General features: G+C 70.2%; 19 protein-coding genes. 9 read left to right on the top strand and 10 right to left on the bottom strand.

Features of this window, described 5'->3' with window-relative positions; translation table 11 throughout:
• The 3 genes from NNI01S_RS24995 to holA form a co-directional block, all read left to right on the top strand.
• On the top strand, window positions 1-619 hold a 619-nt coding region (locus NNI01S_RS24995), incomplete at its 5' end, for a ComEA family DNA-binding protein (protein WP_218019257.1).
• Window positions 620-750: 131 nt separating this feature from the next.
• Window positions 751-3,267 (top strand): ComEC/Rec2 family competence protein, encoded by a 2,517-nt coding sequence (locus NNI01S_RS24990; RefSeq protein WP_063022591.1) that lies wholly within the window; start codon window positions 751-753, stop codon window positions 3,265-3,267.
• Window positions 3,268-3,417: 150 nt separating this feature from the next.
• Complete coding sequence (gene holA, locus NNI01S_RS24985; RefSeq protein ID WP_063022579.1) at window positions 3,418-4,389, top strand: DNA polymerase III subunit delta; 972 nt, start codon at window positions 3,418-3,420, stop codon at window positions 4,387-4,389.
• A 78-nt stretch (window positions 4,390-4,467) separates the two neighbouring features.
• On the opposite strand, the gene NNI01S_RS34750 is transcribed toward holA, so the two are convergent.
• From NNI01S_RS34750 to NNI01S_RS24975, 3 genes are all read right to left on the bottom strand, one after another.
• Complete coding sequence (locus NNI01S_RS34750; protein ID WP_157114958.1) at window positions 4,468-4,707, bottom strand: hypothetical protein; 240 nt, start codon at window positions 4,705-4,707, stop codon at window positions 4,468-4,470.
• An 88-nt stretch (window positions 4,708-4,795) separates the two neighbouring features.
• Window positions 4,796-5,440, bottom strand: coding sequence for a maleylpyruvate isomerase family mycothiol-dependent enzyme (locus NNI01S_RS24980; protein WP_063022590.1), 645 nt, complete (start codon window positions 5,438-5,440; stop codon window positions 4,796-4,798).
• A 134-nt stretch (window positions 5,441-5,574) separates the two neighbouring features.
• Window positions 5,575-6,645 carry an aldo/keto reductase gene (locus NNI01S_RS24975; RefSeq protein WP_063022578.1) on the bottom strand — a complete coding sequence of 357 codons (1,071 nt, stop codon included), beginning with the start codon at window positions 6,643-6,645 and terminating at the stop codon, window positions 5,575-5,577.
• 482 nt (window positions 6,646-7,127) lie between these two features.
• Here NNI01S_RS24975 and NNI01S_RS24970 point away from each other — a divergent pair, with 482 nt between their 5' ends.
• Complete coding sequence (locus tag NNI01S_RS24970) at window positions 7,128-7,988, top strand: helix-turn-helix transcriptional regulator (RefSeq protein ID WP_357993473.1); 861 nt, start codon at window positions 7,128-7,130, stop codon at window positions 7,986-7,988.
• Between the two features lie 7 nt (window positions 7,989-7,995).
• Here the strand turns inward: NNI01S_RS24970 and NNI01S_RS24965 are convergent, their stop codons facing one another.
• Both NNI01S_RS24965 and rpsT read right to left on the bottom strand, forming a co-directional pair.
• Complete coding sequence (locus tag NNI01S_RS24965) at window positions 7,996-8,241, bottom strand: hypothetical protein (protein ID WP_063022576.1); 246 nt, start codon at window positions 8,239-8,241, stop codon at window positions 7,996-7,998.
• Window positions 8,242-8,415: 174 nt separating this feature from the next.
• Window positions 8,416-8,676 (bottom strand): 30S ribosomal protein S20, encoded by a 261-nt coding sequence (gene rpsT / locus NNI01S_RS24960; protein WP_063022575.1) that lies wholly within the window; start codon window positions 8,674-8,676, stop codon window positions 8,416-8,418.
• A gap of 623 nt (window positions 8,677-9,299) precedes the next feature.
• Here rpsT and NNI01S_RS24955 point away from each other — a divergent pair.
• The gene (locus NNI01S_RS24955; RefSeq protein ID WP_063022574.1) at window positions 9,300-10,088 is read left to right on the top strand and encodes an aquaporin; all 789 of its coding nucleotides are present in this window, start codon (window positions 9,300-9,302) and stop codon (window positions 10,086-10,088) included.
• A gap of 44 nt (window positions 10,089-10,132) precedes the next feature.
• Here NNI01S_RS24955 and NNI01S_RS24950 read toward each other — a convergent pair whose 3' ends face one another.
• The gene (locus NNI01S_RS24950) at window positions 10,133-10,537 is read right to left on the bottom strand and encodes a DUF5360 family protein (RefSeq protein WP_063022573.1); all 405 of its coding nucleotides are present in this window, start codon (window positions 10,535-10,537) and stop codon (window positions 10,133-10,135) included.
• An 8-nt stretch (window positions 10,538-10,545) separates the two neighbouring features.
• A complete protein-coding gene (locus NNI01S_RS24945; RefSeq protein ID WP_063022572.1) occupies window positions 10,546-11,100 on the bottom strand; it encodes a type II toxin-antitoxin system PemK/MazF family toxin in 555 nt (184 codons plus the stop codon).
• A gap of 677 nt (window positions 11,101-11,777) precedes the next feature.
• Here NNI01S_RS24945 and lepA point away from each other — a divergent pair.
• Window positions 11,778-13,679: a translation elongation factor 4 gene (gene lepA, locus NNI01S_RS24940; RefSeq protein WP_435825015.1), complete on the top strand. Its 1,902-nt coding sequence runs from the start codon at window positions 11,778-11,780 to the stop codon at window positions 13,677-13,679.
• Between the two features lie 15 nt (window positions 13,680-13,694).
• Here the strand turns inward: lepA and NNI01S_RS24935 are convergent, their stop codons facing one another.
• Together NNI01S_RS24935 and NNI01S_RS24930 are read right to left on the bottom strand one after the other, a co-directional pair.
• The gene (locus tag NNI01S_RS24935; RefSeq protein WP_063022570.1) at window positions 13,695-14,951 is read right to left on the bottom strand and encodes a sensor histidine kinase; all 1,257 of its coding nucleotides are present in this window, start codon (window positions 14,949-14,951) and stop codon (window positions 13,695-13,697) included.
• The gene (locus NNI01S_RS24930; protein ID WP_063022569.1) at window positions 14,948-15,640 is read right to left on the bottom strand and encodes a response regulator transcription factor; all 693 of its coding nucleotides are present in this window, start codon (window positions 15,638-15,640) and stop codon (window positions 14,948-14,950) included. Before NNI01S_RS24930 ends, NNI01S_RS24935 begins: the two co-directional genes overlap by 4 nt.
• A gap of 464 nt (window positions 15,641-16,104) precedes the next feature.
• Here NNI01S_RS24930 and NNI01S_RS24925 point away from each other — a divergent pair, with 464 nt between their 5' ends.
• Complete coding sequence (locus NNI01S_RS24925; RefSeq protein WP_063022568.1) at window positions 16,105-18,261, top strand: hypothetical protein; 2,157 nt, start codon at window positions 16,105-16,107, stop codon at window positions 18,259-18,261.
• A gap of 82 nt (window positions 18,262-18,343) precedes the next feature.
• On the top strand, window positions 18,344-20,149 hold the full coding sequence (locus tag NNI01S_RS24920) for a dynamin family protein (protein ID WP_063022567.1): 1,806 nt from the start codon (window positions 18,344-18,346) through the stop codon (window positions 20,147-20,149).
• 99 nt (window positions 20,150-20,248) lie between these two features.
• Here NNI01S_RS24920 and NNI01S_RS24915 read toward each other — a convergent pair whose 3' ends face one another.
• Complete coding sequence (locus tag NNI01S_RS24915; protein WP_063022566.1) at window positions 20,249-22,249, bottom strand: glycoside hydrolase family 15 protein; 2,001 nt, start codon at window positions 22,247-22,249, stop codon at window positions 20,249-20,251.
• Between the two features lie 102 nt (window positions 22,250-22,351).
• On the opposite strand from NNI01S_RS24915, the gene NNI01S_RS24910 reads away from it, so the two are divergent.
• On the top strand, window positions 22,352-22,630 hold the full coding sequence (locus tag NNI01S_RS24910; protein ID WP_063022565.1) for a hypothetical protein: 279 nt from the start codon (window positions 22,352-22,354) through the stop codon (window positions 22,628-22,630).
• The last annotated feature ends 32 nt before the right edge of the window (window positions 22,631-22,662 follow it).

Here is a 22,662-nt window from a genome sequence, read left to right as displayed (position 1 = left end):
CGGCGCCGTCGCGTCGGCGACACCCGGCGCCGTCGCGTCGGCGACACCCGGCGCCGCCGCGTCGGCGACACCCGGCGCCGCCGCGTCGGTGAGCGCCGCCGAGAGGCGGCCGATGCGTGCCGAACCCGGTCCGCCGACGGCCGAACTCGTTGTCAGTGTGGTCGGCTTGGTCCAGCGCACCGGCTTGGTCCGCCTCCCCGAAGGTTCGCGTGTCGCGGATGCGCTCGCCGCGGCGGGCGGCCCGAGCGCAGGCGCGGACACGACCGGCTTGAACCTGGCGCAGCGGCTGTCGGATGGCGACCAGGTGTCGGTGGGGCCGGTCGCGCCGAACTCCGGCGCGCCGCAGCAGGGGAGCAGCACGATCGGTGCGGGCGGGCGCCCGTCGTCCGGGTCTGCCGCCGCACCGAGCCGGCCGTCGAGCCCAGCGGGCCGGATAGACCTCAACACGGCCTCCGAATCCGAACTCGACGCGCTTCCCGGTGTCGGGCCGGTCACCGCCCGCGCCATCGTCGGCTGGCGGACGGCCAACGGCCGCTTCACGTCGGTGGAGCAACTCGGCGAGGTAGACGGCATCGGTCCGGCCCGCCTGGCCCGGTTGCGCGATCTGGTGCGGGTATGAACACCGGCGGCTCGATCGATGCGGTTCGCCGGTGGATCGGATCTCGCGCGAAGTCTGCGGCCGGCACGAGCGCCGAAGGCATCCGAGATCCGAAAGAGGGCGCTTCGGCGGAACCCGGCACACTCCAGGCCTTGGATGCTCGTCTGCTGCCCGCCGCGTTGTGCTGTTGGGGGGCGACCATCGTGGCGGTGACGGCGGGGTGGCGGGCGGGAGTGGCGGCGGCGGTCGCGTTGACGGTCGCGGCCATCGGGCTGTGGGTCCTGCTGTTGTGGGCCCTCGCGCACCGTGGCGAACGTCGGCGGGCCGTAGCGGTGGTGGCGCTCGCGGCTGTACTACTCGGCGCGGGGTTCGCAGCCGCGGCCGCATGGCGGGAACATGGCGTGGCCACCCATCCGCTGCGGGCGGCGGCGGGACAGTCCGTGCATGTGGTGGTCACGCCGACGGACGATCCGAAGCGCTTGCGCGCCAAAGTGTCCGGCGCGGAACGGCAATGGATGGTCCGCGCGGATCTGCGAGAGTACCGGCGCGGCGGTGTGACGGTCCGCGCCGGTGGCGCCGTGGTCGTCCTGGCTTCCGGTCCGGAGTGGGCCGACTTGTCACCGGGCGGGCCGGTCGCGTTCCGCGCCCGGGTGGAACAGCCGCGTCGGTCCGACCTCACCCTCGCCACGCTTCATGCGCAGGGAGCGCCCGCCGCTGCCGGGCCGCTGCCCTGGTGGCAGCGCGGCGCCGATGCGGTGCGCGCCGACTTCGCCGCATCGGCCCTGCGCGCGTTGCCGTCCGATTCCGCCGGGCTGCTACCGGCGCTCGTCGTCGGGGACACCTCGGCGCTGTCCGAGCAAGTGCGCGAGGACTTCGAGATCGCCGGGCTGCAGCACCTGACCGTGGTCAGCGGGGCGAATTTCACCATCCTGCTTGCCGTCGTGTTGTTCGTGGTGCGCCTGCTGACGTTCGGTCCGCGCGCCGCGGCGGCCGCTGCTGCCGCCGCCCTGCTCATGTTCGTGGTTGTCGCGCGGCCGGATCCGAGTGTGCTGCGCGCGGGTGCGATGGGCGCGATCACTCTGCTGGCCGTGCTCACCGGGCGGCGCAAGCAGGCGCTGCCCGCGCTGTGCGCCGCGATCATCGCGCTACTCGCCCTGTGGCCCGCCCTCGCCGTCAACGCGGGGTTCGCGCTGTCGGTCGTCGCGACGGGCGGCCTGATCCTGCTGGCGCCGAGCTGGGCCGACTGGCTGCGCGCCCGGGGATGGTGGCGGGTGGCCGCCGAGACGGTCGCCGTGTCCGCCGGGGCGTTCGTGGTCACGACGCCCCTCGTGATCGCGCTCACGGGTCGGCTCAGCCTGGTCGCGGTGCTGGCGAATGTGCTCGTCGCCCCGGTCATCGCGCCGGTCACCGTCGCCGGGGCGGCCGGCGCGGTGCTGGCGAGCCTGTGGTCACCCCTCGCCGACCTGGTCCTGCGCTGCGCAGTGCCGCCGCTGTGGTGGTTGCTGTGGGTGGCGCGCCACGCGGCCGCACTGCCCGGCGCATCCGTCACGGTGCCGCGCGGAGCGGTGGGCGGGATGATCGCGAGCGTCGTCGTGGCGGTCGCGGTCGCTGGCTTGCGCGCCCGAGCCGTGCGGCGGGTCGCCGCCGTGGTCGTGCTCGGTGTCGCGGTGGTCCTGATACCGGTGCGGCTCTGGCACCCGGGCTGGCCGCCCGGCGGGTGGCTGCTCGCGGCCTGCGATGTCGGACAAGGAGACGGCCTCGCTCTGTCGGTCGGCCCCGGCGCGGCGGTCGTCATCGATGCCGGGCCGGACCAGCGCCCGATCCGTACCTGCCTGGACCGGTTGCGCATCTCGCGTATCCCCTTGCTGATCCTCACCCACCCGCACGCGGATCACATCGACGGGCTCGCCGGCGCGTTGCATGGTCGCGCGGTCGACGCGATAGCCGTCGGCCTGCACGAACTCGACGGGCTTCGGTCACCTGTTCCACCCGGCGAATCCGGGCGGGTGCCTCCGGAGGTCGGCCACGCATGTGGTTCCCCGCCGGCACCGGCTCCGGAGGGGTACGGCCGCGTTACGCAACTGGCTTGTCGGGCAGACGAATACGTGAGCGAAAGATCGGTGCGGCCGTCGGGTGACGTGCGCGCCCCCGTCTCGGGTCTGACCCAGGTCGTGTCCGTCGCCAGAGGCGCCGGAGTGCCGCTGCTGGAATTGTCGGCCGGACGCCTGCTGAATTTCGGATCGATCGAGCTCGAGGTGCTCGCGCCGTCCGAAAACGGCCCTCGACCGGTCCGGGGCGCCGCAACCGAGGACGCCAACGATCGTTCGGTGGTGGTCACCGCCCGCACGCCCGCGGGCCGCATCCTGCTCACGGGCGACATCGAGGCGTCCGCGCAGCGGGCGCTCATGCGGGCCGGGATCCCCATCCGGGCCGACATCCTCAAACTTCCGCATCACGGCTCCCGCACCACCACAAAGGAATTCCTCGATGCGGTGCGTCCCCGCCTGGTATTGGTCAGCGTCGGCGCCGACAACACTTTCGGACATCCCCACCCCGCCGTTCTGGCCGAACTGTCCGCTCTCGGCGCGACGGTGGTGCGTACGGACCGGCAAGGCGACCTCGTAGTCTCCGGCGGCGATGGACACCTACGCGTGACGAGTTCGCGATGACCGGCGGACATCGCCCCGGCATCCGGTGCCCTGGGGTCAGTGGGGTGTCGGTCACGGATCGTAGGATCGGGCTGTGGACGAGCGCGGCGAACAGAGCAATACGGCAATGCCGTCGAGCACGGAGCCCTCCGGTATCGCGGAAGCGCTGTCGTGAGCGAGCGACCAGCACCGGTGCACCTGGTGCTCGGGGAAGAAGAGTTGCTGATCGAGCGGGCGTTGAGCACGCTGACCGGGCAGGTCCGGGCGTTGGCGCCGGATCCGGATGCGGTGCCGGTCGATCGTCTGCGCGCGGGCGACGCCAGCAGCGCGGAGCTGGCGGAACTGCTGAGCCCGTCGCTGTTCGCCGAGGACCGGGTGATCATCCTCGAGGCGGCGGCCGAGGCGGGCAAAGACGCGGTCGCGGTGATCACCGAGGCGGCGCAGAGTCCGCCCGAGGGTGTCGTGCTCGTCGTTCTGCACTCCGGGGGCGGCCGGGCCAAGGCGCTCGCGCCTGCCTTGCAGAAAGCTGGGGCCGTCACGCACGACTGCGCGAAGCTGACCAAGGCCGCCGAGCGCGTCGAGTTCGTGCGCGGTGAGTTCCGCACCGCAGGCGTGCGGGTGCCCGGTGAAGTCGTCCAAGTAGTGCTCGAGGCGGTGGGCTCGGACCTGCGTGAACTCGCGGCGGCGTGCGGGCAGCTGGCCGCGGACACCGGCGGGAAGATCGACGTGGCGGCCGTGCGCCGCTACTACTCCGGCAAGGCCGAGGTTTCCGGATTCGACGTGGCAGAACTCGCGGTGGCGGGGGATCGCCCGGGCGCGATGGAGGCGCTGCGCTGGGCGAACGACCGCGGTGTGCCGCACGTCCTGCTCGCCGACGCGCTCGCCGACTCGGTGCACACCATCGCGCGCGTCGGTTCGGCGGGCCGCGGCGACCCGTTCAAACTGGCCCAGCAACTCGGCATGCCGCCGTGGAAGGTGAAGAAGGCGCAAGCTCAGGCCCGCAATTGGACCCCCGCGACCATCGGCTCCGCCCTCCAGGTCGTGGCGGCCCTGAACGCCGATGTGAAAGGCGGCGCCGCCGATACGGGCTACGCGTTGGAGCACGCCCTCACCCGCGTCCTCGACCTGCATGGGGCAGGCTGAGCGAGACCCGGGTCGATCGGCCGCCGACATCCATGCGTTCGAACTATCAGCTCGAACGATCAGCGCTTACGCAGGCACTCAGATCTGGCAGGTCGGGCTGGGGTGCAGCAGCCAGCAGAGGACCGTTCCGGGGCCTGCGGACCCGGACCCCGCCGAGCCGGTGCCATCGGACCCGATCGGGGATGTCGTGGCGGGCGTCGATGGGGCGTCCAGGGGCAATGGCGCCGCCGAGGCGGTAGCGCCGCCCGCGATCAGGGCGGCGCCGACCACGACAGTGCCGAGGGCAGTGCGAATCAGGTTGCGCGATAAGCGATACATCGTGCGCGGGTTCCTCACTGTGATCTCGGTAGCCCAGTCGGGCAACCAAAGTTACTGTCGAGAAACAACTTTGGTTCGTTACAGGCTGTCAATGCGCGAGCTGTAACGCCATGGTGAGCCGTGCTACGCCCGTGCCGGTCAACCCGGCGAGACCCGCCGTGCGACCGGTGGCCACCAGCAGCAGATCGCTGAGCGGGCCGCTGATCTCCGTTGTCCCGGTCCCCGACGACCACTCCGCGTCGGTGGCTACGAGGCGCAGTCCGCGCAGCCGCTGCTGGCTGCCGTAGAACCGGCTGCGTAGCACGTGTTCCAGTCCGACGACGGCCTGTTCGACGGGCACGAGGTGCCGCCGGCCGAGCGGACGGGCGATGTCCTGCCCGTGAATCATCGTGTCCACCAGGGGATCCAGTGGACCGGCCCCTGGCGCGCGGCGCGTCCATCCGGCGCCTTCCCGCAGTTGCGCGATCAGCACGGCAGGTGAGTACCGACGCGCGCGGTCGCATGCCATCCGCTCCGTCATCCGGTTCCAGTCGCCGCGCGCGCGGAGGATTCCGGCGACAGTGGCGCCGAGGGTGACCCGATTGGACAGGGTCAGATGGGCCAAGACGTCGTGCACGGTCCACCCCTGGCACAGGGACTGGGTCGTCCACTCCTGGTCGTCCAGGTCGTCGAGAAAATCGGCGATCGCGAGACGTTCGGCGCGCGTCCACATCGTGATCTTGTCCAGGTCCATCGTCATCCTCCGTGGTCGGTGCTGTCACCGATAGGGACGTTGTGGCGGGCCCGAATTGATCGGAGTGTGTTTTCCGCACCGTGTGGCCTCCGCGCCACGGGAGGCGGAGACCACGTCTCGGCGCGGAGCGATGATCAGCCGCGTCCTTCGATCTTCAAGTCGCCGAAGGTGACGCTCTGAGTCATCGGGCGGCTCAGGAACTCGTGCGGGAAGCCGAGTTCCACCGCACTGGCCTGTTCCAGCCGGGCGAGCTGGGTGGCCTCGAACTCCACGTCGAGGGCGCCCAGGTTGTCCTCCAACTGAGCCGCGGTGCGTGCGCCGATGATCGGCGACGTGACCGCGGGATCACGCAAGGTCCAGGCCAGCGCGACTTGCGAAGGGGTTTTCCCGATCTCGCCGGCGACCTGCTGCACGATGTCGGCGATGGCGAGCCCGCGTTCGGTGAGCGAGCCGTTGGCGGCGGCCACGTTCTTGCGGGTGCCCTCGGGCGAACCGTCCACTTCGTGGTCGAGGTCGGCACGACTGTACTTTCCGGTGAGCACGCCGCTGGCCAGCGGCGACCACGGGATCACACCGAGGCCCAATTCGCGGGCCATCGGGATGAGATCACGTTCGACGGTCCGCTCGATCAGGCTGTACTCGATCTGCAGGGCGATCAGCGGTGACCAGCCGCGCAGATCAGCGATGGTCTGCATGCGCGCGATCTGCCAGGCCGGTGCGTCGGAGATGCCGACGTAGAGCACCTTGCCGGAGCGCACCAGATCGTCCATACCGCGCAGGATTTCCTCGACGGGGGTCAGGAAGTCCCAGGCGTGCAGGTAGAGCAGGTCGATGTAATCGGTGTTCAACCTGCGCAAGCTGGCCTCCACCGAGCCGACCATGCTCTTGCGGTGGTTGCCGCCGGAATTCGGGTCGCCCGGGCGGCGCAGCATGGTGTATTTGGTGGCCAGCACCAGGCTTTCGCGGTTGCCCGCGGTGAATTCGCCGAGCAGTTGCTCGGAGGTGCCGTTGGTGTACTGGTTGGCCGTGTCGATGAAGTTGCCACCTCGGTCGACATAGGTGTCGAAGATCTTGCGGGCTTCGTCCCGGTCCGCGCCCCAGCCCCAGTCGGCGCCGAAGGTCATGGTTCCCAGGGACAGGGGAGACACCCGAAGGCCCGAGCGGCCGAGCAGCCGGTAGGTGTCGAGGGTGCGGGTTCCGGACATGTCCAGCTCCTTGCTTTCGCGATGCCGTGTTGTCGAAAGACAGTTTTCAACGGCGCGCGCGGCCCAGTAAGGGAAGCTTCATCCTGGGAAGGCCGGTCCTAGGCAGCCGTAGGATCAAGGTGATGACTGGCACGGTGAACCCCATACCGCGTCGCGACCTCAGGCCCGGTGGCGGCAGCTCGCGTGATCACGGCGGACCTGGCAGCGGTGTGGATCCGACCCGACGTCCGGACCGGGGGCTGGTCGGTGGCGGCTTGCGTGACAACGGCGGCTCCGAAGGGGAAGCGGCTTCGACTCGGCGCCCCGATCGTGGGCCGGGCGGTGGCCGCCCAGGTGACCACGGTGGGCCGGGGAGCGGCATGGATTCGACGACTCGGCGCCCCGGTCACGGGCCGGGCGGTGGCAGCCCGCGTCAACCCGGCGGGGTCGCGGGCGGCGGAGATTCGGCCCAGGCCGGCGCTCCCGGGGCGGGCGGTGCAGGTGTGCGTAGCCAGGCGGGGCCCGCGAGCGGCGCGGATCGAGTGCAGGAGATGGCGGCGTTCCTCCGGGCCCGTCGGGAGCGTCTGACGCCGGCCGATCTCGGCTTGCCGCAGCGCAGGCAGACGCGCCGGACGCCGGGACTGCGGCGGGAAGAGGTCGCCGAGCTGGCCGGCGTGAGCACCGACTACATCGTCCGGCTGGAGCAGGGGCGGGGCCTGCGGCCGTCGGTGGAGGTGCTGAACGCGCTGGCGCGGGCATTGTGCCTGAACGACGACGAGCGCGCCTACCTGTTCGATCTGGCGCTCCAGCGGCAGCCCGACCACGGTAAGCCGGCTACGGTGCCCGCCCCCGCGCTGGCCATGCTGGTGTGCGACCTGTCGCCGCTGCCCGCGATGCTGGTCAACCACCGCTACGACATCCTGGCCTGGAATCGGGAGATGGCGGCGTTGATCACGGATTTCGGCGCACTCCCGGAGCGGCAGCGCAACTCCATGTGGCTGTGCCTGCTCGACCCGAGCATGCGGGATTTCTATGTCGAACGAGAACGCATCATCCGGGAGGGCATCGCGGATCTGCGCGCCGCGTGGGCCGCGCACCCGGACGACCGGGCACTGGCCGACCTGATCGCCGAGTTCACCGAGTACAGCGCGGAGTTCGAGCAGGCGTGGGCGCGCCACGACGTGCGGGTGCAGGGGCGGGGGAAAAAGCCGTTGCGGCATCCGCTGGTGGGCCCGCTGGTCGTCAGCTACGAGGTGCTGATGCCCGTGCAGGATCCCGACCAGCGGATCGTCATCTACCGCGCCGCGGACGCGGAATCCCAGTCGGCGCTGGACCGGCTCGTCGCCGCACTGGACGCACCGTGACCGGGAATCACTCGGCGGAGCTCAGGACCAGCTCGCCGTCGTCCTCCGCGTCCTCGTAGCGGCCTTCCCACTCCTCGTAGGCGGGCACGTCCTCGTCGCGCGTGACGATCCACTCCAGCGAGTAACCGCCGTCGTCGTCGGGAACCAGCACATTCTCGATCTTCAGTCCGAATCCGAGCACTTCGGCCGCGCGGATCACATCCGGCAGATCCTCAGCGCGGACGACCGTCTGATTGGCATACACGGTTACCATGCGCGGAATGGTAGCTGGAACGTCTGACACGGTGTGGGCCGAATCTCGAAAGCCCAGCTAGAAGGGCCTCGCAGGCGGTGTTGCCGCCCGGGCACGACAAAAGCCGCCATGGTCATCGAGGCCACGGCGGCTGCGTCACAGCACGAGCGGTACCGGCGTGCGGTACCGGGTGGATCAGAGCTTGTTGAAGGCCAGCGCCAGAGCCGACTTCTTGTTGGCGGCCTGGTTGGCGTGGATGACGCCCTTCGAGGCGGCCTTGTCCAGCTTGCGGCTGGCGAACTGCAGGCGCTCGGCGGCGGCTTCCTTGTCACCGGTGGCCGCGGCCTCGCGGAAGCCGCGGATGGCGGTACGCAGCGCGGACTTGACCGACTGGTTGCGCTTGCGCGCTTCCTCGTTGGTGCGGATCCGCTTCAGCTGGGACTTGATGTTGGCCACGCCGGTTCCTCGTGTTCCTGTCTGGTAGGTCTGTCCTGGGAAAGTTCGTCGAGCGCGCGACATACCCGAGGTGAACGGGTAACGCAGCGCCGAAGGTCGAGGTTACCAGTCGTCCTCCGGCACACGAAATCGACACCCGACCGGTCGAATCACGGGTGACGAGCTTGCCGTCCGCCGGGCAACCGGATGTTTCGATCCGTCCGGCAGCGAGATGGCCGGCTGATTCCAGCCCGGGAGACCAGACCTCATCGCGTCCGGCATGGCGGGCGGTTGCGTGCCCCCGGTGCCGCGTCACCGGCATGGCGAGGATGAGCCGATACACCTCAGCTATGTCCGGTTCCGCATCTCTGCCGGAGGCTCAACGGCAAGGTCGAGGCGGGTTACACCTAGCGCACGGCCACGATGCGGAGTTGGAATTACCTGGTCGAACAGTGAGTTTCCGCGCCCGAACCGCCGTTGCCCGACGTCTCTCCGACGGCGGACCGACCGGTCCCGAAGTCGTTGTAGAGATCACCCGACTCGCGTAGCGTCCTGAGAGCAACCGTTGCTTTCCGAGCGGCTCTGTTGTCGAAGCGGTACCACGACTCGTCCGAGTACATGTCTGGAACGCGGAAGGTGGACAGATGTCTCCAACGGCCCAGGAAGTGGTCGAAGAGGTTGTCGAGAACAAACCGATCCCCGAGAGCAAGAAGTGGGGCGCCGAGGCGCTGGGCACCTTCGTCCTGGTGATCGGTGGTGTCGGCACCGCGGTGCTGGCGGGGGAGAAGGTCGGCCCGCTGGGCGTCGCGCTGGGCTTCGGTCTGTCGCTGATGTTTCTCGTCTACTCGATCGGGCCGATCTCGGGCTGCCACGTGAACCCCGCGGTGACCCTGGGGCATCTGCTGCTCGGCCGGCTCAGCGGCGTGTCCGCGGCGGGGTATGTCATCTCACAGCTGATCGGCGGGCTGCTCGCCGGCCTCGTGCTGTTCGCGCTGGCCAAGAACCTGCCGTCGTACGACCGTTCGGTCGACGGTCTGGGCGCGAACGGATGGGGCAAGCACAGTCCGTCGGCGATCCGGGGACCCATGGGCGAGGTGGTGCTGCAGAACGGGTTCGGGATCGCCGCCACGATCATCGTCGAGGTGATGCTGACGGCGCTGCTGGTCTTCGTGGTGCTCTCGTCCACCGACCAGCTCTCCGACGTGCCGCTTGCGGGTCTGTCCATCGGCGTCACGCTGGCGGTGATCCACTTGGTGTCGATTCCGGTGGACAACACCTCGGTCAATCCCGCCCGTAGCCTCGCTGTGGCGCCCTACCAAGACGGTGCGATGGGGCAGGTCTGGGCATTCATCGTGTTCCCGCTGATCGGCGGGGGTCTCGGGGCGCTGCTGTACGGCCTGCTGTTCGGCCGCTCCCGCGACATGATCTCCTGACCGGCGCGTCCGGCGGCGATCGGCCCGCGGGCGCGGCGGCATCGTCAGCTCGCCGCTCGCTCCTGCGGGCCGTCGCACACCAGGGTGACCAAGGCGGGCACGGGGAACAGCAGCAGGAAGAGGTTGGGCGCCCACCACAGCGGGCTGAAATCGCCGCGCAACGTCCAGAACGCGAGGGCTTGCAGCCCGGCGACGCTGGTCAGTGTCAGGGAGACGGTCATCAGGGTGCGACTGCCCGGCGCGCGGCACAGGCTCGCCAGGCCGGTGGCGCTCGCGGCCAGGTCCAGCACGACGAACGAGTAGTTCCAGTCGCTGAGGATCGGGTCGGTGTAGTCCTTGTACGCCCATTCGGGCGGGATCACCTGCGCGAACGCGATCGCCCAGTAGAGCAGGAAACCGACGTCGGTGACCAGCATGGCGATCTTGGTCGGTGCGAGCACGCGAGACATGGCGGTGCTCAGTGCCAGGCGTACTCGGCGCAGAGCCGGTGGGCGACCAGATCGAAGGTCTTGCGGGGCAGGATCGCCCCCTCGCGGCGGATGCCCGCTTCCGGTACGTCGAGCACCCGATCCAGCCGCACCCAGCTGGGGCGGCCGTCGTGGTCCCAGGACCCGCTGCCGATGCCGATCCAATTGCGGTCGTACTCGCGTTCCGGATTCGACGACAGCATCAGGCCGAGCAGCGTGCGACGGTCGCGGCCGACCACCAGCACGGGCCGGTCCTTGCCGTTGGCCGGGTCCTCTTCGAACGGCACCCAGGTCCAGACGATCTCCCCGGGGTCCGCGCGGCCGTCCAATTGCGGCGAGTAGACGATCTGCCGGGCCCGCTCGGCGGTGGGGACCGGCGTGGACGCGGCGGGCCGCACCGTGACGCCACCGTTCGCGCGCCGCTGGGCCAGCGACCCCACGAGCCGGTCGACCAGCCCGGGACCCTGCTGCTTGACGATCTTGGGACCCTGTTGCCGAGCGAGGAGACCGATCTGCTTGCCGAGGGCGTTCCAACTTCGGGCCATCTCAGGAGAATAACGGCGCACCCGCCGCTTCTCACCCGCGTGGGATCCGTTGTGTCGCCGGGGTCATTCCCACGAGCACGCGTGGAGTCCGGCGCACGCGCCGATCCGGGATGGAGTGAAGCATCCGGCCGCTGCCGGCGACGGGGTCGATGAGCAGTGCGCAAAGGCGACAGAGGCGGAGAACGTGCTCGCCGCCGGGACAGCTGCTCGCCGCCGGGACAGCACGGAGCGCTCGGCGGCAGTGCCGGCGGCGGCTTCGCGGGAGGGGTGGCCCGCGGCGATTCCGCGGCTGCATCATCCGCAGCGGCGGCAAGCGCCGACTCGCAGCGGGCCGGTGCGCCAGGCGTCACACAACGACTCTTCCCGATCCGCCTCATGCCTCGGTGGCCGAATCCGAAGGCCGATGCAAGAGACGCGTGCACCCCGCCATTTCGGACGTCGTCGCCCGAGTAAACGCGCGCCACCCGGACCGGCGAACCGAGGGTCCGCCGCCCGAGCACACTTCCGGCCCATTCGGGTGCGAGTCTTACGAGCACCGTTCGCGGCCCGTCTCGCGTTCGAGCGACCGAAGCGCATGCGACGGGGCCCGAGTCTCGGTCGCCTGAACGCGAGACTTCCCGGGGCCGCGAACACGCAGCGCGCAGGCGCTGCAAAAACCAACACAGCATCATGGGACGATGGACGGCAGTTTGCCGATACCCATGAGGAGTGGAGTGCCCGCCAGCTTCGCCGACACGACGTTCACCGATCCCGCCCGGATCCGGAACTTCTGCATCATCGCGCACATCGACCACGGCAAGTCGACGCTGGCCGACCGGATGCTGCAACTGACCGGTGTGGTCGAGGAGCGGCAGATGCGTGCGCAGTATCTGGACCGGATGGATATCGAGCGCGAACGCGGCATCACCATCAAGGCCCAGAACGTCCGGCTGCCCTGGACGCCGAGGACGGGCGAGCACGCGGGCACCGATTTCGTGCTGCACCTCATCGACACGCCCGGTCACGTGGACTTCACCTACGAGGTCTCCCGTGCGCTGGAGGCGTGTGAGGGCGCGATCCTGCTGGTCGACGCCGCGCAGGGCATCGAGGCGCAGACCTTGGCCAACCTGTACCTGGCGCTGGACAAGGATCTGACGATCATCCCGGTGCTGAACAAGATCGACCTGCCCGCCGCGGACCCGGAGCGCTACGCCGCCGAGCTGGCGCACATCGTCGGCTGCGAGCCGTCGGACGTGCTGCGCGTCTCCGGCAAGACCGGCGAGGGCGTGACGGATCTGCTCGACCAGGTGATCGCCCAGGTGCCGCCGCCGGTCGGCGAGGCCGACGCGCCCGCCCGCGCGATGATCTTCGACTCGGTCTACGACACCTACCGCGGCGTGGTCACCTACGTCCGCGTGGTGGACGGCAAGCTGACCCCGCGCGAGAAGATCAAGATGATGTCCACCGGCGCGACGCACGAGCTGCTGGAGATCGGCATCGTCTCGCCCGAGCCGAAACCGACCCGGGGTCTCGGCGTCGGCGAGGTCGGTTACCTGATCACGGGCGTGAAGGACGTGCGGCAGTCCAAGGTCGGTGACACGGTGACCGGCGCCCGCGGCGGCGCGAGTGAACCGCTCACCGGATACCGCGAGCCGCGCCCGATGGTGTACTCCGGCCTGTATCCGGTGGACGGTTCCGACTACCCGGATCTGCGCGACGCGCTGGAGAAGTTGCAGCTCAACGATGCCGCCCTGACCTACACGCCGGAGACTTCGGTGGCGCTCGGATTCGGCTTCCGCTGCGGCTTCCTCGGCCTGCTGCACATGGAGATCACCCGCGAGCGCCTGCAGCGGGAGTTCGATCTGGACCTGATCTCGACCGCGCCGAACGTGGTGTACCGGGTGGAGATGGAGGACGGCGCCGAGCACGTGGTCACCAACCCCTCCTACTGGCCGGAGGGCAAGGTCAAAACGGTGTACGAGCCGGTCGTGAAGTGCACCATCATTTCGCCGAGCGAGTTCATCGGTTCGATCATGGAGCTGTGCCAGTCCCGCCGCGGCGAGCTCGGCGGCATGGACTACCTGTCGGAGACCCGCGTCGAACTGCGCTACACCATGCCGATGGCGGAGATCATCTTCGACTTCTTCGACTCGTTGAAGTCGCGCACCCGCGGCTACGCGAGCCTGGACTACGAGGAGGCGGGCGAGCAGGAGTCGCAGCTGGTGAAGGTGGACATCCTGTTGCAGGGCGAGGCGGTGGACGCGTTCAGCGCGATCGTGCACCGCGACGCGGCCCAGGCCTACGGGCACAAGATGACCACCAAGCTGCGCGAGCTGATCCCCCGCCAGCAGTTCGAGGTGCCCATCCAGGCCGCGATCGGCTCGAAGATCATCGCTCGGGAGAACATTCGCGCCATCCGCAAGGACGTGCTGGCCAAGTGCTACGGCGGTGACATCAGCCGTAAGCGCAAGCTGCTGGAGAAGCAGAAGGAAGGCAAGAAGCGGATGAAGACGATCGGCCGGGTCGACGTCCCGCAGGAAGCCTTCGTCGCCGCGCTGTCCTCCGACGCCGCGTCGGACAAGCCGAAGGACAAGAAGTAGGCGGCTAGCCGTGAGCTAGCCCGCGCCGCGCAGCCGTACGCGCAGGCGGGCGCCGCCCAACGGGCTCTCGTCGAGTTGGGCGGTGCCGGAATGCAAATCGGCCTGCTGGCGGACCAGGGCGAGGCCGAGGCCGGAGCCGGGGGAGCCCGGGCCCTTGACGAAGCGGTCGAAAGCGTCGGCCCGCAGCGCCTCCGGGAGGCCGGCGCCGTCGTCGTCGACGTGGATCTCCACCGTGTCCTCCGGACCGGATCGGGCGCTGACGGTGACGGTCCGGGCGCGACCGTGTTGCACGGCGTTGGCGACGGCGTTCGTGACGATGAGCAGAACGCCGCCGGGCAGGCCCGTGACGGTGACCGGGACGCATTCGGCGAGTCGGACGTCGACGCCGGGATGCCTGCGGCGCGCGTCGTGCACCGCCCGGTCCAGGGTGTCGCAGAGGTCGAACGGCTCGAACACGTCCGGCTCGGTGAGTTCGCCGACGGCGAGGCGTTCCAGGTCGGTCAGCGTCTGCTCGATCTGTCGCTCGGCCAGCAGCACTTCGGACAGGATCGCGCCGCGCTGCCCCTCCGGTATCTCTTTGGTGGCCAACACCTGCAGGTCGGTGCGCAAAGCCGTGAGCGGCGTACGCAATTCGTGCGCGCAGACCGCGGCGAAGTCGCGCGCGCCGGTCAGCGCCCGCTGGGTGGCGTGGTGCGCGGCTTCCAGCCGGGCGAGCATGCGGGTGATCGCGTCGGAGAGCTCCTCGGCTTCCCGTGCTCCCCGGCCGGACAGCGGCGGCAGTTCTTCCAAGGTGTCGATGCGATGGGTGGCGTCGGCCAGGCGGCGCAGCGGGCGCGCGGCGAATCCGGCCAGGAACCAGCCGAGCAGGGCGGCCAGCAGTGCCCCCGCGACGCCGATGCCGAACCCGATGCGCTGACTGCGGTGGATCGCCGACGCGACGACGTCACGATCGGGATCGAGCGCGACCAGCACGCCGGGCAGCCCGTCGACCCGGGCGATCGCCGCGTCGCCGGGCCCACCCGGCCCACGTGCGTCCGCGGGCGCACGCTCGGGTGACAGCGGGGCGGCGGGCGCCGGGACCGGCTGCGCGGGAACAGCTTCCAACGGCCCGGCGACGCGCACCGCCATCGAGGACACGGTCTCGTCCAGCTGGCGTTCGCCGGTGGCGCCGAGCAGGGCCGCGAAGGTGATCGTCAAGGTGAGCGCGACCAGCGCCGCGACCACCCCCGAGACGACGGCTACCCGGGTGCGCAGCGACGGTGATCCGCTCATGGTTCCTCCCGGAGGACGAAGCCGACGCCGCGCACGGTGTGGATCACCCGGGGCACGTCGTCCGCCTCCAGCTTGCGCCGCAGATAGGAGACGAACACGTCGACGACGTTGGTGTCGGTGGGGAAGTCGTATCCCCAGACGGCGGACAGGATCTGCTCGCGGCCGAGCACGATGCCCGCGTGTTCGGCGAGCAGGGCGAGCACGTCGAATTCCCGCTTCGTCAGTTCCACCGGTCTACCCCTGGCCAGCACCCGGCGCCCGGCCGGGTCGATCCGGACGTGCCCCACCGCGCGCACCTCCTCCGGCCGCCGCACCGGTTTCCGGCTACGCCGCAGCAGTGCGTGTAACCGGGCGACCAGCTCGCCGAGATCGAACGGCTTGGTGAGGTAGTCGTCGGCTCCGCGCTCCAGACAGGCGATCCGGTCGCTGACCGCGGTGCGCGCGCTGAGCACGCAGATGGGGATGTCGTTGCCCATCGCCCGCAGGGCGGTGACCACGCCGACGCCGTCGAGTTCGGGCATGTTGACGTCGAGCACCATCGCGTCGGGCGTGGTGGCGCGGACCATGCTCAGCGCCTCGGCGCCGTCGGCCGCGGTGACGACCTCGAAATCGGAGAGCTCCAGTCCCCGCCGCAGCGATGCGAGGACGCGAACCTCGTCGTCCACGACCAGGATTCGTTGTCCGGCCATGGGGTCAATCTAATCTCACACTCTGGGAGTGACGGGTCGGCTGCCGAGCGTGATATCGGCAGGCGGCCGTCCGGTCGACACGCCCGCGGCGGGGTGCACCCGCACCTTCGTGCCGCCGAACTGCTGGTTCCTCGAATTCGATCGCGCGAGATGGATCTCAGCACTCTGCCGGCAAATCTTAGAGTTCCATTAATTTTTCCCGGCGGGTTCGCGACGACGCCGATGACGTATCGATCTGTCCTGGTAGCGGCGTCTATTCGAGGCTTCATGCGGTCCGCGCCGCCATCGGAAAAGGGGCTTCCGGCCCGGTAATTCGGATGGCAAGGTTGTGTTGCTCACCACAGCCGTATTCTCTACAGTCCTGGAGAATGTGACAGGGGAGTATTCCCGAAATACTGTTGGGTGATCTTCACTTGCTCGGACCGGCGTGGTGAGGATGCTGGACAACCGAGAGTGGAGCTTCTATGACGCGGGATCTGCCCTTCGACGACGACAACGAAGGGGCCGAGCGCGCGGGCGACACCGCCTATCGTGTGGCCACCGGCGTCGCGCGGGTCGCGCGGGCGGGCGCCTACGTCACCGGTGGAGCCCTGGTGGCCGCCAACGGTGGCGGCGTCCCCGCGCAGCCCGGTGAATCCCGCCTCGACAGCTGGCACACCGGGTGGGCGCACACCACCGATCCCGACCCCGATCTGCCGAGCCCCGTGGTGACCTTCCCGGACCCGGTCGTCGAACCCGCGCCGTTCTCCTCGCATGGCCCGAACACCCCGGTGGCGCACGGCAACCCGGCTCCGGCCATCCCCGCGCCCCCGTTCACCCTGCCCGGCGCCACCCCATCGCTGCCCACGCTCGGCGGCGAATACAGCGGGACCGATGCCGGATTGCCGTTGCCGACGTTGCCCGGCGGCGAGTCGGGCGGGCACGGGATGCAGCTGCCCGGCCACTCCGGCGGCGGTGTTCCCGGCCTGGGTGGTATTCCCGGCACGGATGGTTCCGGATCCGGTCTGGCTATTCCGGGGACCGAGGGGCACGTGTCCAACGATTTCGCGCTGCCGGGCGCCCGGCCCGAGGCCGCGAACGATCTCGACGCACCCGGCGGGCACGGGTTCGGCCTGCCCGGCCACGGGCTCGGCCAAGCCGGGCACGGCTTCGGCCTGCCCGGTTCGAACGGCTTCGTCGCGCCCGGCTCCACCGTCTTCGACCTGCCCGGCGGTAACGCCGCCGGCGCGGTGCCCGCGGCGGGCGATCCGTTCGACGGCGTCGGTCAGGGCGGTGATCTGGGGGCGTTCGTCGGCACCCAGTGGCAGGTCGACTTCGGGATCGGCCCGAACGGGATCTACTTCACCTCCGAGATGAAGGTCGACGCCGGAGTCGGCCATGTCGGCGAGCAGCTCGACGAGTACACCGACTGGCTGGCCGACGGCATCCGCGTGCCGGACGGCACCGATCACACGACCACCGAGCCTGGCGCGTCCGGCCACGGCCATTCCGGTCTGCTCGGCGCGCTCACGTCGCCGGGCTCGTCCGCGACGCAGTCGTCGGCGGCGCCCGGCGTGGCGCAGTCCTCGTCGGCCGGGTCCGCGCAGTCGTCGGCCTCGGGCGTCGCGCAGCCGCTGTCCGCCTCGGCGCCGGTCGCGCCCGCGGTCGCACCGGTTGCCGCGGTGGCGCCCGCCGCCCCGGCGCCCGCGCCCGCACCCGCGGCGGTCGCCGCCGCTCCGGTCGTCGCGGCCACCCCGCTGCAGACCACCATTCAGCCCGACGTCGCCTCGACCCCGATCGCGAACGTGCTCGCCGCCCCGGAGGGCCCGTCGGTGCTGACCGCTCCGGCGGCGGTCGTCCCCGCGCTGTTCGACGCGGTGCGGCCCACGCCCGTGGTGAAACCCGCTCCGGTCTCCGACCCGCAGCCCGCGCACCCGACGCACTCGCCGACGGCGACCGTGCCCGCCCCGACGACGATCGTCAAGACCACGCCGACGCCCAGCGTTCCGGGCGACGTGACCGCCCCGTCCGCGCCGAAGACGCCGGATCTCGACATCACGAAGACCCCGGGCGTTCCCACCGCGCCGCACGGCGGCATCACCACCGCGCCGGACGTGCCCACCACCAAGACCCCAGGCGCGACCGTCACCCAGCCCCCGGCGCCCACGCGCACTCCGACCACGCCGGACGACGACGTGACCACGCCGGGCGGCGGCACCGGCCACCCCAGCACGGGCGGCACCTCGCACAGCACCTATCCGACCGACGATCTGCCGAGCCACGAGCTGCCGACCGGCGAGGTGCCGACCGTCAGCCGGCCCGCGCAGCCGACGTACTCCGCGCCGGACCAGCCGACCTACAGCGCTCCCGCGCAGGCGCCCACCGTCGAACCGCACGCGCCGACCTACACCGCCCCCGTGCCCACCCAGGCGCCGATCAAGCCGCAGGTGATCGATCCGAAACCGCACGGAATCGCGGCGCCGTTGACGGTCGACCCCGTCGCCGGCTCGGGATTGCCGGAGCACACCTACGATCACTCCGCGCTGTCCTCGGGCGGGCTCTCCAGCGCCTTGCTGCCGGATTCGACCATGGCGGACACGCATCACTACGCGTCCGATGTGTCGGACATCTCACTGATGTAGCGGCGCCGCGAGCGATTCCGAGGACTGCGCAGTCGCCGCAGGGGGTACCAGAACGAAAGTCACCGAGAAGTAAGGAGGAGGGTTGTCTGCCGCTGCCGGGGTGAAGGCTGCGACCGTGAAACATCCGGACGCGATGGCCCCGCTCATCCGAATACTCGACGAGCTGCGGGAGACGGCCCGATTCGCGGGACGCGACGACCTGGGCAGCCGGTTGGGCATGGTCCGTGCCAGGGTGAGTGATCCGCGGGTGCGGCTCGTGGTCGTCGGCCGGCCGAAGAACGGCATGAGCACGCTGGTCAACAGCCTGGTCGGCGCCTCGGTCAGTGCGACCAACAGCGATCTGAGCGTCCCGGTGATCGTCGAATACGGGTCCGAGCCGACCGCCACGCTGGTGCGGCAGACCGAATACGGCCGCACCGAACGACAGTCGGTCGACCCGCTCGATCCCGGTCCGGCGCTGGCCACTCAGGGCGTCGTCCGCGCCGAGTTCACCCAGCCGAACCCGTTGCTGGCCGACGGCGTCGTGGTCATGGACGCCCCGGGTTCGCTGGGCGACGACCGCACCACCTGGTCGATGATCGCCGCGGCCGACGCCGTGCTCTACGTCGGCGAGGCCGGTACCGAGCTGACCGTGGAGCAGATCGCCGAATTGCAGCGGATCCAGCAGATCTGCCCCACCGTGATCTGCGTCCTGAACAAGATCGACGTGTTCCCGCACTGGTCGCGCACCCAGCAGCGCAACCGGGAACTGCTGGATTCGGCGGGGCTCGGCTTCGCGGTGGCGCCGGTCTCCGCGGAACTGCACCGGCAGGCCGGGCTGACCGGTGACTACCAGCGCGACATCGAATCCGGTGTGCCGCAGCTGATCGATCACCTGCGCGACTATGTGGTCGCCCGCGCGGACGCGGTGGCGCTGGAAGCCGCGGCCCAGGACATCCGCCTGGTCTGCGACCACCTCGCGCTGACGCTGCGCACCGAGGCCGAGGCGCTGCGCGATCCGCGGCGCCGGGCCGAGATCACCGACCAGCTCGCCCGCGCCCGCGACGAAGCCGACCAGCTGCGCCAGCGCACCGCGAACTGGCAGGTCACGCTGGTCGACGGTGCGACGGAGCTGATGGCCGACATCGAGCACGATCTGCGTCATCGGCTGCGCAGCCTGATCCGCGACGCCGAGACCGAGATCGCCCAGACCGATCCGGCGCGCCGGTGGAAGGAGTTCGGCGCCGATCTGGACGCGCGCATCTGCGAGGCGGTCGAGGAGAACTTCGCCGTGGCGCACTACCGCTCGATGGAGCTGTGCGAGCAGGTGGCCGCCAAGTTCCCGGCCGACAACCGGACCCCTCCGCTGCCGGACCTGCGCTTGGCCAACCCGGGAGAGGTGCTCGAGGCGGTGCAGCCCCTGGAGCCGCTGGAGAGCGCGAAGGCCGGTGTGACGCAGCAGTTCCTGACCGGCCTGCGCGGCTCCTACGGTGGCATCCTGATGGTCGGTCTGGCCACCAGTCTGCTTGGCATGTCGCTGGTGAACTGGTACTCGGCGGGTGCGGGCGTGTTGCTGGGCGTCAACGCGCTGTGGGACGACCGCAAGAACCGCAAGCTGCGCCGCCGCGCCGAGGCCAAGGTCGCGGTGGCCCGCCTGATGGACGATGTGATCTTCCAGGTCGGTAAGGAGTCGCGAAACCGCCTGCGCGCCATGCAGCGGGTGCTGCGCGACCACTTCACCGACATCGCGACCGAGGTCGCCCGCGGCGCGGACGACGCGCTGCGGCTGGCCGAGGAGAACTACGGGAAGTACGGCGACCGCAGGCCGGAGCGAATCGCCGACCTCGACGCGCGGCTCGGCAGAGTGCGCGCGCTGCGCGAGGAGGCCGACGGGCTCGTTCCCGCGTAGGCCGTTCCGGCGCGCCGGATGACCCTGTGGTGGCGGATCGGTGCCGCCGCAAGGTCGGACCGGATGACCCTGTGGTGGCGGATCGGTGCCGCCGCAAGGTCAGACTGGATGACCCTGTGGTGTGTTCGCGGGCTGGAAGCGGCCCGCGTGCCGGGAACTTTCGGCGCGGATGACGTGGGTCACGGCGTTGATCAGCGCCAGGTGGGTGAACGCCTGGGGGAAGTTGCCGAGGTGGCGGCCGCTGCGCGGATCGATCTCCTCGGCGTACAACCGCAGCGGGCTGGCGAAGCCGAGCAGTCGCTCGCACAGGTGCCGGGCCCGCTGGATCTCCCCGATCTCGACCAGCGCGGAGACCAGCCAGAACGAGCAGATGGTGAACGCGCCTTCCGCGCCGCTCAAGCCGTCGTCGGTGGTCTCGGTCCGGTACCGCAGTACCAGGCCGTTCTCGGTGAGCCGGTCGGCGATGGCCAGCACGGTGGCGCGCACGCGGTCGTCCTCGGGCGGCAGGAAACGGGTGAGCACCACCAGCAGCAGCGAGGCGTCCAGGGTGTCGCCACCGTAGACCTGGGTGAACACGCCTTCGGAGTTGACGCCGTTGGCCAGGACGTCGGCCTTGATCTCCTCCGCGATCGCGTACCACTCCTCGGCGTGCTCGTACTGGCCGTGCAGCTCGGCCAGTTTCGCACCGCGATCCAGCGCCACCCAGCACATCACCTTGGACGACGTGAAATGCTGCGGCTCGCCGCGCACCTCCCAGATGCCCCGGTCCGGCTCCTTCCAGTGCTCGATGGCGGCGCACACCTGGCGGACCAGCAGTGGCCACAAGGTCTCCGGCACCTGCTGGCGCGACTTCACATGCAGGTACACCGCGTCGAGCATGGTGCCCCAGATGTCGTGCTGGTCCTGGTTGTAGGCGTTGTTGCCGATGCGCACCGGACGGGATTGGTCGTAGCCGCCGAAATGGTCGAGGATGATCTCGTCGAGCTGGCGTTCGCCCCCGATGCCGTAGAGCACCTGCAGCGGAACGGGCTCGCCCTCCTCGCCGGTCGTCGCGTCGTTGAGGAACGCGAAGAAATCGTCGGCCTCCCGGTCCAGGCCGAGCGTGTACAGGCCCCACAGTGCGAAGCTTGCGTCCCGCACCCAGCTGTAGCGGTAATCCCAATTGCGTTCCCCACCAGGGGTTTCCGGCAGGGACGTGGTGGCGGCGGCCATCAGGGCGCCGGTCGGCGCGTAGGTGAGGCCCTTGAGGGTGAGCGCGCTGCGCTGCAAGTAGTTGCGCCACGGGTGATCGGGGAACTTGCCGAGCGTGATCCACTGGCGCCAGCACTCGGTGGTCTGCCACATCTTGTTCGCGGCCTCGTCGAAGGTGCGCGGCGCGGGCAGTTCCGACCAGGTGAGCGCGACGAAGACCTCGTCGCCCTCCTTCATCCGGGTGCGGGCGCGCGCCTCGCGGCCCTCCAGCCCGAGGCGCAGATCGGTGGTGAGCACCAGCGTCGGCCCGGCGCTCGCGTCGTCGCTGCGCACCGCGGTCGCCTCTTCGTACACCTTGCCGGTGTACTCCCAGCGGGCGGTGGCCCGGTGGTAGTCGAACGCGGGCTCGCAACTCATCTCGAGCTCCACGGTGCCGTTCACGCATTTCACCGTGCGCAGCAGCAGGTGCTCTGCATCCCAGTCCATCGGGGTGCGCCGGTGGGTCTTGCTGCGCTGATCGTTGTTGTGCCAGCGCCCGAGCACCAGCGCGTCGCGCACGATCAGCCAGCCGGTGCCGGTCTGCCAGGTGGTCTCCAGGATCATCCCGCCCGGCAGGTAGCGGCGGGCGGCGGGCACGTTCACGCCGTACGGCCCGACCCGGAAGTGGCCCGCGCTGCGGTCCAGCAGCGCCCCGAAGATGCTCGGCGAATCCGGCCGCGGCACGCACATCCATTCCACCGAGCCGTTGCTGGCGATCAGGCAGCTGGTCTCGCAGTCGGACAGGAAGGCGTAGTCATCGATCGGCGGGTAGGCGCCGTGGCGGTGCGGCTCGGTCGAGCCCGTCGCTTCGGTCAGGCTGGTCGGCAGGCCGTCGGAGTCGTTGAGGGTGAGGTCATCGGAGGACGCCATACCCCATCTTCGGGCCGAGGCGCGCCCGGCGTCCACCGCTCGGCCCGCCGCCCCGGCCGACGGCCTCGTGGAACCGGCCGGCGAACCGACTAGGCTGGGGTCGTGCATCGCATCGCAGGGTGGTGGGACGGCTTCGAGCTGTGGGTGGCGGGACTGCCGTTCATCCCGCAGTTCCTGGTTGTCCTCGTGGGCATGGTCCCGATCAGCTTCGCCATCGCCTACGGGCTCGATCGCGTGCTGCGTGCTGTGCTGCGCATCCTGGATCGCCGGTACGGCGCCCACCCCGCACCGGTGCGGAAGGCTCCCGCCGGCGCGGCGGCGATGCTGGAACCCGAGCAGGCCGCCGAGGCTCGCACGCCCGTGCAGAGCGGGGCGCGCTGATGCCTCGCTCGCGGGTTCAGCTCGCCCTCGTC

The organism is Nocardia niwae NBRC 108934 = DSM 45340 (assembly GCF_001613465.1).
GTDB classification, from domain to species: Bacteria; Actinomycetota; Actinomycetes; order Mycobacteriales; family Mycobacteriaceae; genus Nocardia; species Nocardia niwae.
Note: the sequence above shows the minus strand (reverse complement) of the source record. Positions and strands in the feature narration are given on the sequence as shown.